The organism is Herbaspirillum sp. Her4 (genome assembly GCF_057961335.1).
In genome coordinates this window covers 751,881-764,006 of record NZ_CM176330.1, presented here as the reverse complement: position 1 = coordinate 764,006, position 12,126 = coordinate 751,881, and the positions used below count along the sequence as shown (strand labels likewise).

General features: G+C 63.2%; 14 protein-coding genes. 7 read left to right on the top strand and 7 right to left on the bottom strand.

The window, feature by feature from the left end; all coding sequences use genetic code 11:
• Positions 1 to 285 precede the first annotated feature (285 nt).
• Genes ACWFUC_RS03520 through ACWFUC_RS03500 form a run of 5 tightly spaced genes read left to right on the top strand, consistent with a single transcriptional unit; the run spans position 286 to position 2,864 of the window.
• Positions 286 to 699, top strand: coding sequence for a PAAR domain-containing protein (locus ACWFUC_RS03520; RefSeq protein ID WP_489624116.1), 414 nt, complete (start codon positions 286 to 288; stop codon positions 697 to 699).
• Positions 699 to 1,193 (top strand): DUF4123 domain-containing protein, encoded by a 495-nt coding sequence (locus ACWFUC_RS03515; RefSeq protein WP_489624115.1) that lies wholly within the window; start codon positions 699 to 701, stop codon positions 1,191 to 1,193. The genes ACWFUC_RS03520 and ACWFUC_RS03515 overlap by 1 nt, the downstream gene beginning before the upstream one ends.
• Complete coding sequence (locus ACWFUC_RS03510; RefSeq protein ID WP_489624114.1) at positions 1,190 to 1,552, top strand: hypothetical protein; 363 nt, start codon at positions 1,190 to 1,192, stop codon at positions 1,550 to 1,552. Before ACWFUC_RS03515 ends, ACWFUC_RS03510 begins: the two co-directional genes overlap by 4 nt.
• A complete protein-coding gene (locus ACWFUC_RS03505; RefSeq protein WP_489624113.1) occupies positions 1,549 to 2,133 on the top strand; it encodes a restriction endonuclease fold toxin 5 domain-containing protein in 585 nt (194 codons plus the stop codon). Before ACWFUC_RS03510 ends, ACWFUC_RS03505 begins: the two co-directional genes overlap by 4 nt.
• The gene (locus ACWFUC_RS03500; RefSeq protein ID WP_489624112.1) at positions 2,130 to 2,864 is read left to right on the top strand and encodes a hypothetical protein; all 735 of its coding nucleotides are present in this window, start codon (positions 2,130 to 2,132) and stop codon (positions 2,862 to 2,864) included. Before ACWFUC_RS03505 ends, ACWFUC_RS03500 begins: the two co-directional genes overlap by 4 nt.
• A gap of 113 nt (positions 2,865 to 2,977) precedes the next feature.
• Here ACWFUC_RS03500 and ACWFUC_RS03495 read toward each other — a convergent pair whose 3' ends face one another.
• Complete coding sequence (locus ACWFUC_RS03495; protein WP_166675108.1) at positions 2,978 to 3,130, bottom strand: hypothetical protein; 153 nt, start codon at positions 3,128 to 3,130, stop codon at positions 2,978 to 2,980.
• 180 nt (positions 3,131 to 3,310) lie between these two features.
• The gene (locus tag ACWFUC_RS03490) at positions 3,311 to 4,399 is read right to left on the bottom strand and encodes an NADH:flavin oxidoreductase/NADH oxidase (protein WP_276843520.1); all 1,089 of its coding nucleotides are present in this window, start codon (positions 4,397 to 4,399) and stop codon (positions 3,311 to 3,313) included.
• Between the two features lie 125 nt (positions 4,400 to 4,524).
• Between ACWFUC_RS03490 and ACWFUC_RS03485 the strand changes: the two genes are divergently transcribed.
• Entirely contained in the window at positions 4,525 to 4,857 is a 333-nt protein-coding gene (locus ACWFUC_RS03485) for an ArsR/SmtB family transcription factor (protein ID WP_034331719.1), read from the top strand.
• 14 nt (positions 4,858 to 4,871) lie between these two features.
• Here the strand turns inward: ACWFUC_RS03485 and ACWFUC_RS03480 are convergent, their stop codons facing one another.
• The 4 genes from ACWFUC_RS03480 to ACWFUC_RS03465 all read right to left on the bottom strand — a co-directional run bounded on the left by ACWFUC_RS03480 (position 4,872) and on the right by ACWFUC_RS03465 (position 9,288).
• A complete protein-coding gene (locus ACWFUC_RS03480) occupies positions 4,872 to 5,303 on the bottom strand; it encodes a hypothetical protein (RefSeq protein ID WP_039784766.1) in 432 nt (143 codons plus the stop codon).
• Between the two features lie 156 nt (positions 5,304 to 5,459).
• On the bottom strand, positions 5,460 to 6,734 hold the full coding sequence (locus tag ACWFUC_RS03475; protein WP_489624111.1) for a c-type cytochrome: 1,275 nt from the start codon (positions 6,732 to 6,734) through the stop codon (positions 5,460 to 5,462).
• 14 nt (positions 6,735 to 6,748) lie between these two features.
• The gene (locus ACWFUC_RS03470) at positions 6,749 to 8,521 is read right to left on the bottom strand and encodes a GMC family oxidoreductase (RefSeq protein ID WP_489624110.1); all 1,773 of its coding nucleotides are present in this window, start codon (positions 8,519 to 8,521) and stop codon (positions 6,749 to 6,751) included.
• Positions 8,522 to 8,574: 53 nt separating this feature from the next.
• Complete coding sequence (locus tag ACWFUC_RS03465) at positions 8,575 to 9,288, bottom strand: gluconate 2-dehydrogenase subunit 3 family protein (RefSeq protein ID WP_489624109.1); 714 nt, start codon at positions 9,286 to 9,288, stop codon at positions 8,575 to 8,577.
• Between the two features lie 438 nt (positions 9,289 to 9,726).
• Here ACWFUC_RS03465 and ACWFUC_RS03460 point away from each other — a divergent pair, with 438 nt between their 5' ends.
• Positions 9,727 to 10,248, top strand: a complete 522-nt coding sequence (locus ACWFUC_RS03460; RefSeq protein ID WP_121041083.1) for a GNAT family N-acetyltransferase — start codon at positions 9,727 to 9,729, stop codon at positions 10,246 to 10,248.
• 84 nt (positions 10,249 to 10,332) lie between these two features.
• Here ACWFUC_RS03460 and ACWFUC_RS03455 read toward each other — a convergent pair whose 3' ends face one another.
• Positions 10,333 to 12,054, bottom strand: coding sequence for a DUF3300 domain-containing protein (locus ACWFUC_RS03455; protein ID WP_489637442.1), 1,722 nt, complete (start codon positions 12,052 to 12,054; stop codon positions 10,333 to 10,335).
• Between the last annotated feature and the right edge of the window lie 72 nt (positions 12,055 to 12,126).

Below are 12,126 nucleotides of genomic sequence, written 5' to 3'. Positions count from 1 at the left end.
AAAACTGCTCTTCCTTGCCGCCTTCCTTGGCTGTCTGCTGCTGGCCAGCGTTCCCTTGTGGACTTTGCTGTTTTACTGATTTGTTTTGATTGCTTGCGCCTGCTCGAAATCGTATCAGGCGTTACTAAAAATCCTTCCAGGATTCGCTCTTCTTTTCTGCCCGATGCGGGCCGATGCGTCTTGCCCCGGCATGATGTGCGGCCTTGCTGCGGCACCGGCTGAAGGCTTCTTTCGGATTCTCTTCTTCGCGCTGCGGCTGATGTCATCACTGCAGAGGAGGAGCGTATGCCACAAGCCTTCATCACGATTGGAGACAAGACCAGCCACGGCGGCACGGTCATCTCCGGCGATCTCACTTTCATGGTCCACGGCAAGCCGGTGGCGCGCGTGGGGGACCAGACGGTCTGTCCCCGGTGCCAGGGGACCTTCGCCATCACTACCGGCGCGGGCGACATGTTCTCGCTCGGCGCGGCCGTGGCACGCCACGGTGACCGCACCGCCTGCGGCGCCACACTCATCGCCAGCCAGGCTACCAGCACGCATGCCGAGGGGCGGATTGCCAGTCCGGAATTCCTGGCCGCTGAGGCCGAGGTAGCCAAGGCCGGCGCCGGGAACGCTGCATCGGCCGATTCCGGCATCTGCCTGAGCTGTATGCGCGATGCTGCCGTCAGCGGCGCCACCCTGCTGGTGCGCAGCTGATGGCCGCCGACGTCATGAAGCGACTGGCCGAGGCGAGGAAGACCATGCCGGCACTGCAGCTGTACGTCCTCGTGGACGGACTGCACTACGAGTCCTGCACGGATGCGGCGCTACGTGAGGCACCCGGCGTCATTGCACTTTTTGCCGAGACCGTGGATGCGCATCTGGCGCCCGCCGGGCCCTGGCTGCTGGCGGTCGAGAAGCTGTCCCCTGCGTTGCTGGAGCAGATCAGCCGCCTGGAAGCGATTGCTCCGGCGGTTTCCTGGATCATTGGCCCGCAGGATCTGCAGGGCCTGGCGCAACTATTGCGCTTGTGCATGCAGATGAGCTTGCCCGACGGACGCACTGCACTGCTGCGCTTGTGGGATCCGCGCGTGTTGGCTGCAGCAGCGCGTGACCTGAAGGCAGCGCAGCGCAACACGCTCTTCGGTCACCTGTTTGAATGGCACCTGTTGCTGGATGGCCGCCGGGTTCATATCGGGAGGCCGACATGATCCGCCTCGATGAAGACGACCTGGCGCGTTTGCGTGCCCGTGATACCGAACACTTCATTGCTGCCGTGGCCGACCAGTTCCTCTCCGAGCGTGGCGACCTGCAGCGCGTGCCGGGGCGCAGCGAGGTAATCCGGCGCATGCGCGAGGCCTATGCGCATGGTCTGTCGCTGGGCTTCGGTGCGTTGTCCCACCTGATCTACATGATGTATCTGTCGGCCGATTGGCCGGGCCTGTTCCGTCGTCCGGGCACCGTGCGTTACCTTCGCCGCCCGGGTGCCACGCCCGAACAAAGGCTCGATGACATGATCGCCGTCCTGCACAAGCTGGCCGCGCCGCAAGATGAGGAGCGCAAATCATGATCGCTCCCGTCGTGGCGGTACCGCTGATCAGCAGCGAGATTCTTGGATGGATAGGGCTGGGTGCGTTGGCGGTCGCAGCCGGTACCGGGGCGGCCATCTACAGCAGTTCGCGCAGGGCCGAAGAGGCCAAGTCCTCCCCATTGAGTCAGGCCGATGTACTCAAGAAAGATCAATCCTGCAAGCGCTGTCCCCCCGCAGCGGGGAGCCTGGTGCCACGCAACTGGCACATGTCTGAAGAGGCGCGGGCCTATCAGGCGCGTGTCACCGGGTTTGCGCCCTATACCGAGTGGGCCTTCGATGACATTGATTTCGATGGATTCCAGCTGGGCCCGTGTCTGCTGCAAGAGGCCAAGGCACGATATGCGCAGTTTTTTGACAGAAAGACGGGTGAGCCCAAGTTCTTCTATGGATTGAAGGGGTACCCGAATCTTATGAAACAAGCCGCCGCGCAGAGCGCGACCGTATTGAAGTCCAGTCCTGCCCACTTGTGCTGGTACGTGCAGGATCATTTGGTCTTTCGTCATCTGAGCGAGGTCTTTCCTGCCAACAAGCTCGCCATCCAACTTTTCCATAAGCCATGATCATGTATCTTGTCATCAACTTTGCCTTTGCTTCAACGCTCGCCACCTTGCCTAGCGCATCCGAACATTTCTCCATACTGTGGAAAGTCGCGGTTCTTTTGGACGCTGTGGGCATGCCGCTGGACGACTGGTGCCCTCCAGCTGATACGCCGGAAGATGCCCGGCGCATCCAGGCATTTGAAAGAGACGGTCCTACACGCGCTGCACTGGCCATTGTGGAAGAGGAGGAGCGCAGTGATCCTGCCAACGGCTTTCGTTATCTTGGTATCTGGAACGGCTATGAAGAAGAGGGCGGCTCCGCCATCCTGCTCGGATTGCAGCAGGCCGATGGACCCGGCAATTCCACTTTCCGCCTGCAGGCGCAGGCAGTTCCTGCGCTTTGTCAGAAGGCCAATCTGATCAAGGTGCTGACGGGGCTCTCGTTGCAATGGCAGCCTCCCTTCATCGCGGTCGACCCTGGCGGATATGGCATGCGCCACAAGGTCTTCGCCGATCGCCCCGGCGCCGGATGGCTGCTGTATCTGCCAGGCAGGATCACGCGCGCCCAAGTCCCCGAGGCCGCCGAGCTGCTGCCGGTATTGAACGAGGACGGACAGCAACGCGGCACGATCATCGTCTCGGTGGCGGGCGATGCGTTTGACGATGAAAATCCCGATCACATCCAGGCCGCCAACGCTATCGAAATCCGCCTGGCTGACCAGGACCTGTTGCCGCGCTACGCTGCCCTGTAACCCTCACGCAAAAAAAATCCCCCGGGTCCGACGACCAGGGGGCCAACATCATTTCATCGCGATTCAGGCAGACACACACCAGGCGGCACCGGACACGGTGCCGTCCCGCTCGCTCAATACGGCAGCCGATGCGGCGGCAGGCTGGCACGGCTGGCCAGCGGATGATGCCGCCAGCGCGCTTCGGCCAACAGGTAGATGCCCGTGGCCGACAACGCAACGGTCACCAGCGTAGAGAGAACGGCAGTCAGCAGGAAGGTGGTGAACATGATGATCTCCTCAAGACGACTTCATCTTAGGAGAAAGCACCGCCCGTGGCTCTAGTGATTTTCCCTAGAAAACAAACAAGCCGCTCAGGGAATCCCTGAGCGGCTTGCAGACCGGCAATGCTGTCATCCTGTCATGCTGCCAAGGCAGCAAGCCCCGCAGCAGGATGCCGCATCAGTGCATCAATAACGTTCCAGCCAGTGCGCGTAAGGTGCCGGCAGCGTCCAGGAAGGGCGCTCCACGCCCAGTTCCTTGGCGGCCTGATAAGTCCAGTGCGGGTTGGCCAGATGCGAACGACCGACCATCACCAGGTCGAGCTGGCCCTCCTTGACGGCGCGCTCGGCCAGTTCCGGCGTGCCGAAGCCCCAGGCGGAAGACACCGGCACGCCAGCTTCTTCGCGCACGCGTTTGGCGATCGGACCGAGGAAGGCCGGGCCCCAGGGGATCTGCACTTCAGGAATGGTGAAACCGATGGTCACGCTGATCATGTCCATGCCGATCTCCTTGAACTGGCGCACCACGCCGATGGAGTCGACCAGCGTCTGCTCGTCGCGGCCATCGTATTCCAGCACGCCGAAGCGTACCGTCAGGGCCAGGTGTTCCGGCCACACTTCACGCACGGCACGCAGGGTTTCCAGCAGGAAGCGGGCGCGGTTTTCCACGCTGCCACCGTAGAGGTCATCACGCTGGTTGGAATGCGCCGAGAAGAAGCTCTGGCCCAGGTAGCCGTGGGCGAAGTGCAGCTCCAGCCATTCGAAACCGGCATCACGCGCGCGGATGGCGGCATCGACGAAGTTCTGGCGCACGCGGGCGATGTCGTCCAGGCTCATGGCCTTGGGGACCTTGGGCAAGCCCTTGCCAAAAGCAATCGCGGACGGAGCGATGGTGTCCCAGCCGCGCGCGTCGTCGGCGGCCATGTGGTCGTCGCCTTCCCAGGGTCGATTGGCGCTGGCCTTGCGGCCGGCGTGGCCGATCTGGATGCCGGGCACGGCACCGGCGGCCTTGATGGCTTGCACCACCGGCACGAAGGCTTGCGCCAGCTCGTCCGACCAGATGCCGGTGCAGCCCGGCGTGATGCGGCCTTCCGGGGCCACGGCGGTGGCTTCCACGATCACCAGGCCGGCACCGCCACGGGCGATGCTGGCGTAGTGCGACAGGTGCCATTCGTTGGCCTTGCCGTCCACCGCCATGTACTGGCACATGGGCGGGACGGCAATGCGGTTGCGCAGGTTCAGGTCCTTCAGCTTGAAGGGAGTAAAGAGAGCAGACATGGGTGGCTTCTTGTCAATGATGAAAATGAGATCAACAAGCGCTGCACTGGCACAGCACTCGCTTCGTTTGTTCGTAAATCTTCGAACTATGGAAGGAGTATAACCCAGGGTGTATCATCTTGCAGATGCGTCCCTACAAACATCCCGAGATTGCCGAGTTCGTGCTGGAGCGCGTGCTCTACGCGCTGAGCGATTCGATCCGCCTGGAGATCGTGCGCCACCTGGCGCGCGTGGAATGTGCGACCTGCGGCGAACTCGATGGCGGGCGTCCCAAGTCCACCGTCTCGCACCACTTCAAGGTCTTGCGCGAAGCCGGCCTGGTGCGTACCGAGAGCAATGGCACCACCCACATCAACACCTTGCGCAGCGCCGATATCGAGCAGCGTTTTCCGGGTTTGCTGTCGGCCATCCTGGCCCAGCACGACAAGCTGCCCGCCCGCCGCAAGAAAGCGGCCTGAAGCCTTCCGTCCGCTCAGAGCTTGCCGGCCTTGACGTCGGCGTCTACCGCCACGAAGGCCGTGGCCATCGCATACTGTTCTGCCTCCACCGAGGTATTGCCGCGAAAGTCCTCGCACACCACGCGCCGGAAGGCGACCGGGTTGTCATTGCGATGCAGCTGGTAACTGCCGACCCAGGTACCGTCGATCTGTTCCCTGCTGCTGACCCGGATGAAATAACCGTGATGCTCGGCTACGTCATTGTCGAGCTGGGTATCGATCACCGCACGCGCGTAACCCACACCGGCCACCTGTGCCGAGGCCACCGAAGCGAAGGGATTGCCGTGCAGGCCGGGGGCCGGTTCGCCATCGATCTGCACGGTGCAAAGGACGTCGCCATCGCGTTGCTGCGTGCAGGAGACGCTGATGTGCTTGCCGCGATAGGTGGCACCGTAGGTAGGGAGCATGCGTGCTTTCAAGAAGAATTGCCTGGGCGCTATAGTGGCGCGATCGTTCATCGTGGTCAATCAACTTGCAGCCGGCTTGGCGTGACAGCCGCGTAAAAAAAGCCCGCATGTTGCCATGCGAGCCTTTTCTTTCACAGCGACGATTTGCGCAGCAGATCAGGACCCGTGCTTGGCCAGACCCTCGCGCATCCGGCGCACTTCCTTCTCCGACACGGTCCCTGCCTGGTTGCTCCAGCCCTGGCGCACGAAGCTGGCCAGTTCTGCCGCTTCCTTGTCCGAGAGGCGATGGGCGAAGCCCGGCATGACCAGGATCGACGGTGCCTTCTCGGTGGACGGCGTGCGCGCCCCGGCCAGGATCACGTGCAGCAACGCGCTGGGATTGTCGGCATTGACCACGGTCGCGCCATCGAGTACCGGGAAGATGCCCGGCGCGCCCTTGCCATTGACGAAGTGGCAGGCCGCGCAGTTGTCCAGGTACAGGCGCTCGCCCAGGCTCAGGTCCTTGGCGGCCGTGAGTTTCTTCGTGGTCGCCTCGGCCCCTTGCGGCGTGACGCGCCCGCTGCTGGCGGATGCCACCGGCGAGAGCGTCTTCAGGTAAGCGGCGATGGACTGCAGGTCTTCCGGTTTCAGGTGCGCCGTGCTGTGTTCCACCACCAGGCTCATCTCGCCCGCCACTGACGCGGTCTTGTTGCGGCCGGTCTGCAGGTAGTCGACGATGTCCTGCGCGCTCCAGTGCGGCATGCCGCGCAGCGACGGTACCGCCCAGCCATTGAGGTCGCCGCCCGAGAGGAACTGCGCCTGGCTGCTGTCGCTGGCCTTCTCGTTCATGGCAAAGCCGCGCGGGGTGTGGCAGCTGCCGCAGTGGCCCAGGCCCTCCACCAGATAGGCACCACGCTTGATCTCGGCGCTCCAGCCGTCCTGCTCCTTGAACGGCTTGTCATTGGCGAAGAAGACATTCCACAGCTTCATCCCCCAGCGGATGTTGAACGGGAAGCTCATGCTGCTGGCCGGCGGCGTGGAGGCCACCGGTTTCACTCCTTGCATGAAGTAGGTGTAGAGGGCGTGGATGTCCTCGTCACTCACCTTGGCATAGCTGGGGTAGGGCATGGCCGGATAGAGCTGCGTGCCATCGGCGCGCACGCCATGGCGCACGGCCGCCGAGAATTGGGCTTCGCTGTAGTTGCCGATGCCGTGTTCCTTGTCCGGCGTGATGTTGGTCGAATAGATGATGCCGTGGCCGCTGTCGATGGCCAGTCCGCCCGAATAGGCCGGCTTGCCGGCGGCGCTGTGGCAGGCCATGCAGTCGCCGGCGCGTGCCAGGTATTGGCCGCGTGCCACCGTATCCTGGTCGGCCGCCTGCGCCACATTGAACACACCCAGCACGCCCAGCGACAACGCCAGTCCGGCCAGCAATGAAGTCATTTTTTTCATGTTCTCTCCCCCCTTCATGCCTGGACCAGCGGGCCGGGGTTCTTCAGGTACTGCGTCTTGATGGCATGCGCGGCCATGAGCGTGATGGCACCGATGGTAGCCGTCGGATTGGCCTGGAAGTTCTGCGGGAAGGCATTGCCGCCGGGGACGAAGACGTTGTGTACATCCCAGGATTGCAGGTACTTGTTCAAGGCCGAATCGCGCGGCGAATCGCCCATGATCGCGCCGCCCACGTTGTGGGTGGAGACGTACTTGGTGATGTCCCAATGCGAATCCAGGGCCAAGAAGCTTTCCGACATGTGGTCCGGATTGAGCTCCTTGGAAATCTTGAGCACGATGTCGCGCAGGTAGCGTTGCAGCTTCAGTTCGTTCTGTCGCCAGTCGAAGGTCATGCGCAACAGCGGCTGCCCCCATGGGTCCTTGTAGTTCGGATCCAGGTCCAGGAAGTGGCCGCGATAGGACATGCAGGTGGTGGTGATGCTGATCTTCATGGAATGGTCGTACCAGTCGATCATGCCTTCCTTCCAGCCGCGTCCCCAGCTGGGCGTGCCCGGCGGCAGCGCCGTGCCGATCGGTGCGCCCGAGGCTTGTGAACTGTGGATCTTGGCACCGCCGATGAAACCCAGCTTGATGCCATCGTCGAAGTTGCCGGGCGAAATATCGTTGAACATTTCGCCGGTGGCACCGGCCGTGGCAAAGGAATTGAAGTGCTTGTCCTTGAAGAACAGCGTCGCCCCGCCATTGGAGAGGAAGGCATAGTTGCGGCCGATGACGCCGGTCTCGGTGATCGGGTCATAGGGCTTGCCGATGCCCGAGAGCAGCATCAGGCGCACGTTGGCGAACTGGAAGCTGGAGAGGATCACGATCTTGGCCGGCTGGAACACTTCCTTCATGTTCTCGTCGATGTAGGTCACGCCGCGTGCGGTCTTCCTGTCGGCGTGCAGGTCCACGCGGATGACGTTGGCGTTGACCTTGTAATCGAAGTTGGGCAGGCGCTTGACCACATCCAGGATGGTGGTCTGCGGCGAGGCCTTGGAATAGTTCAGGCAGGGATACTTGCTGCAGAAACCGCAATAGTTGCAAGGTGCAATTTGTGCGCCATACGGATTGGTCCAGGCCTGCGAAACATTGGCCGAGGGATTGGGGAAGGGATGGTAGCCCAGCTTGCGCGCCACATCGGCGAACAGGGTGTTGTTGTAGGTGTCGTGCAGCGCCGGCAGCGGATAGGGGTTCGAGCGCGGTCCTTCGAAAGGATCGCCGCCCGGCTGGATCTGGCCGCGCAGGTTGCCGGTATTGCCCGACAGGCCGCAGACCTTGTCGAAGAAATCGTAGTGCGGCTCGATCTCGTTCCAGGTGAAGGGGAAATCCTTGATGCGCATCTCGGGGTCGAGACTGCTGTGCTTGTAGGCCTGGTCGGCGTAGGTCTTGAGCTTGAGGTCGGTGGGCGTGGCGCGGATCAGCACCGCCGTCCAGTGCAGGCCCGAGCCGCCGACGCCAGTGCCGGGCGCGAAGGCCCCCCACTTGCGGGTCGGCAGCGCCTGCTGCGTGGTGTTGTAGCGCACTGTCAGCGCGGCATCGCGCGGGGTGGCGAAGACCTTGTTGCGGGTGGCGTAGCCGTACTGGTCGGCCGGCTTGGGATAGGCGAAGTCTTCCGGCGGACGGTCCGGGCCGCGCTCCAGGGCGCGTACCTTCAGGCCGGCCTGGGCCAGTTCGATGGCCATCAGGGAGCCGGCCCAGCCGAGGCCGACGATGACGACGTCGACGTCGTCGTTGGTAATGTTAGGCATGGAGTTAAGTCAGTAAGAGGTTGCAGGCGTGAACGAGGAGACAGGGCCGCGCATCAGGCGCGCTTGCCCGACAGGCTCACCGGTCCCAGCGGATACTTCACGTTGTGCTGGTCCACCCATTCGGTATAGGCCGCACGCGCACCGGGGAAGCCGATGGCGACCCAGGCCTTCATGTCCTTGTTGCCGCCGTACATGGGATCGGCCAGGTAGCCGTTCTTGGTATCGCCCAGCAGCTGGCCGAAGAACTGCGAAGGCTTCATCGCCTTCTCGCCCAGCGCGGCAAAGTCCGCAGCGTTCTTCTGCAGCGAGGTCAGCAGGGCATCCTTGTCCTTGGCCTCCAGCTGCTCGAAGCGCTTGCCATGCTGTTGCTGGCTGATCTGCTGGGTCAGGTCGATGCCGATGCGGTAGACGTCCTGCGGCGCGTAGGGAATCTGGAAGCCCAGCGTAGCCGGTGCATCGGTCTGATGCGGCCCCTGCTGGTAGATGTCGCTGCCCAGGCCGGCATGCAATTGCTGGTCGATGAAGACCGGCACATTGGTTTCCAGCGCGCCCGGCCCGCGCCCTTCGGCGGGGATCAGGCGGTCGCAGGCGGCCAGGATGAAGAGCCATTGGGCGGCATTGAAGAACACCGGCTTGTAGTGCTGCAGCTCGATGCCTTCCAGGCCATCGGCCCGGGCCTGCTTGAGCAGGGGCAGCGAGACTAGCGGCACTGCCGCTGCGGTGGCCGCGAGGACGGCACGCCGCGAGGGACTGAACTTGGTGGTCATGATGTGAGCAAAGTGGAGTGGGTGGAAAACAAGCTGCGCGAGGCATCGGGACAAGGACGCATCGGGCAGGACTGCGCCCGCCATGACCGCTGCACGGCACGCGCGCCGGCACCCGCAATGCCGCGTGGAGCGGCCTGCGCAGGATGAGACGTCGTTGCAATGGAATGGGGCATGGGTCGCAATCTCAGAGTGGGTCAACGCGTCTCCGATCTTGCGTCCAGCTTGCGGGGCTGGCATTTCTTGTGGTTCCCGGTCCTGGCCACGGTCGATCAGGCCAGGCGGGTTGCTCTATGGATGAGCGCACGCATTCTAACACCTCTAGTTGTCAGATGTCTTAAGACGCTGCCCCGCGGCAAGATCCTGCCATGGCCGTCTTCGGCTACACTGCTCATCCGCAGCATTGTCGCTGCAGACCCCGAATTCCGAGACCGAGACACCATGCAGATTCGCGACGCTACCCCTGCCGACATCCCCGGCATCACCCTGATCTTCAACGACGCCGTGGTCAATACCACGGCCATCTGGAGCGACAAGCTGGTGGACGACCAGAACCGCCAGGACTGGCTGGCGGCCCGTCGCCAACTGGGCTATCCGGTGTTGGTGGCGGTGGAGGGCGACAAGGTGCTGGGCTATGCGAGCTTCGGTGACTGGCGTCCCTTCGATGGTTTCCGCCATTCGGTGGAACATTCGGTCTACGTCCACAAGGATCACCGTGGCGAAGGCCTGGGCGTGGCCCTGATGCAAGCTTTGATCCCGCGTGCCCGCGCGGTCGGCAAGCACGTCATGGTGGCCGCCATCGATGCCAGCAACGTCGGCTCCATCGCCCTGCACAAGAAGCTCGGCTTCGAGCAGGTCGGCCACATGCCGCAGGTCGGCACCAAGTTCGGCAAGTGGCTGGACCTGGCCTTCCTGCAGCTGACGCTGGATCAGCGCACTGATCCCGACAACATCGGCAGCTGATTGCCGCAGCGTCAAACACGAAGGGCCGCATGGAAGCGGCCCTTTGTGTTGCTACTCAGCGATGTGAGGAAGGGGCTCACGGCCTCAGCCGTTGTGCTTTTCTCCCTCGTGCTTCTCGCCTTCATGCTTGTCGTTGGCGCGCTTGTCTTCCTCGTGTTTGGCCGGCTCGTGCTTCGCTTGCGCGTGCGCTTCCTGTGCATGGGCAGCTGCCTCATGCCGCTCGGGGGCCGCCTTCTGTTCGTGCTGCGGCGGACGTTCTTCACGGGGCGCAGCGGCAGCATGCGCCTGCATCTGCGGATGAACGTTTTCCTGCTTCATCGCCTGGGCCTTTCTTTCCTCGGCCTGCTGGCGGGCTTGTTGCGATGCATTCTGTTGCGCCTGTTCACGTTCGTGCGCCGCCTGCTGTTCCTTCTGCGCGCGCTGCTCCTGTTGTTGCTGCTGCAGTTGGCGTTGCTCCTGCTGCTCGCGCTGTGCCTGTTGTGGCGCTTCCTGATGCGGGTGCGCACCCGTTGCCTGCACGGCTTCCTTCTGCGCCTGCGGCTGTGCATGCAGGTTGGCCAGTGCCATCTTCTGCTGAGTTTCCTGCGCGCGCAGTGACGGCATCGCGCCGGGACGTGCATCGCTGGCCGTGAAATGCGGCATGCTCATGGCCGCCGGTGCCACCTGTTCGTGGCGATTGTCGATGCGGGTCTGGTTGTTGACGTTGCGCTCGTCGACATTGCGCACGTTGTTCACGTTGCTGACATTGCTGACATTGCTGACATTGCTGACGTTATTGACGTTGCTGACGTTGTTCACGTTGTTGTTCACCACGCGCGTATTGTTGACCGTCACGTTGTTGTTGGTCACGCGATTGATCACGGTGGTCGAGTGCGAGACATAGGTGGTGTTCTTGTACACCACGGCCGGCCGCTGCCAGTCGCCGGAGGGGCGATCGCCGCCACCGCCGCCACCCCAGTGCATGCCCCAGTCATGCCATCCCCAGTCACTGTGATGACTGATGGCCTCGCCCACGAACACGCCCACGCCGAAGGACAGCGCACCCACCACCACTTCATTGGCCACCGGGCTGGGCGGACGATAGGCGTAGCCCGGATACACCGGCACCGGCGGGCCATAGACCACGGCCGGGTTGTAGGCCGGCACGTAGACCGTGTCCGGCTGGCTGGATTCGATGACGATGGTCTGCGGCGGCGGCGGGATCACCGGGGCACCGGCGTAGACGGTGCGCGGCGCGGGTGCATCTTCCACCCGCACGGTGTCGCTGCTGCGTACCGTGCTGACCACCTTGAGCTGCGAGGAACTCTTGAGATTGCCGGCCTGTTGCGCACGCAGGCGCAGGGCCTGGATGGCATTCATCACGTCGTTGGGATCATTGACGAAGGCATCGCCCAGCGAGCGCGTCCAGTCCGGATTGGCGGCCATCTGCGACAGCACCGCCGGGAACATGGTGAGCGATTTCACGCTGACGTCCCAGGGCTGCTTGTCTTCGGCTGCCTGCAGGATATCGCCCTTGAGCGCGCCATTCTGTCCCAGCCACTGGTTGGCGGCGACGATCTGGTCCGGGTAGGTGGCCCCGGCCAGCACTTGCGCCACCAGCTTGTCCGGGAACAGGGCGATGGGGGCCACCATCTGCGACAGTTGCTCGGCCGTGGGCGGCGTGTAGGGCGGCGTGGTCGGCGCAGCCGGTGCGGCTGCTGCGGTGGGCGGGACGGCGTCCTGCTTCTGGCAGGCGGAGAGGGCCAGCACTGCACCGAGCAGCGAAGCCGAAACGATGATGGCGGAAGATCTGTTTCTTGTTGTCATGATGAAGTCCTCGATCCGTGACGGCGCACGGAAAACGCGTTGCGATAACCTGGCTAACGACACGCGGCGATG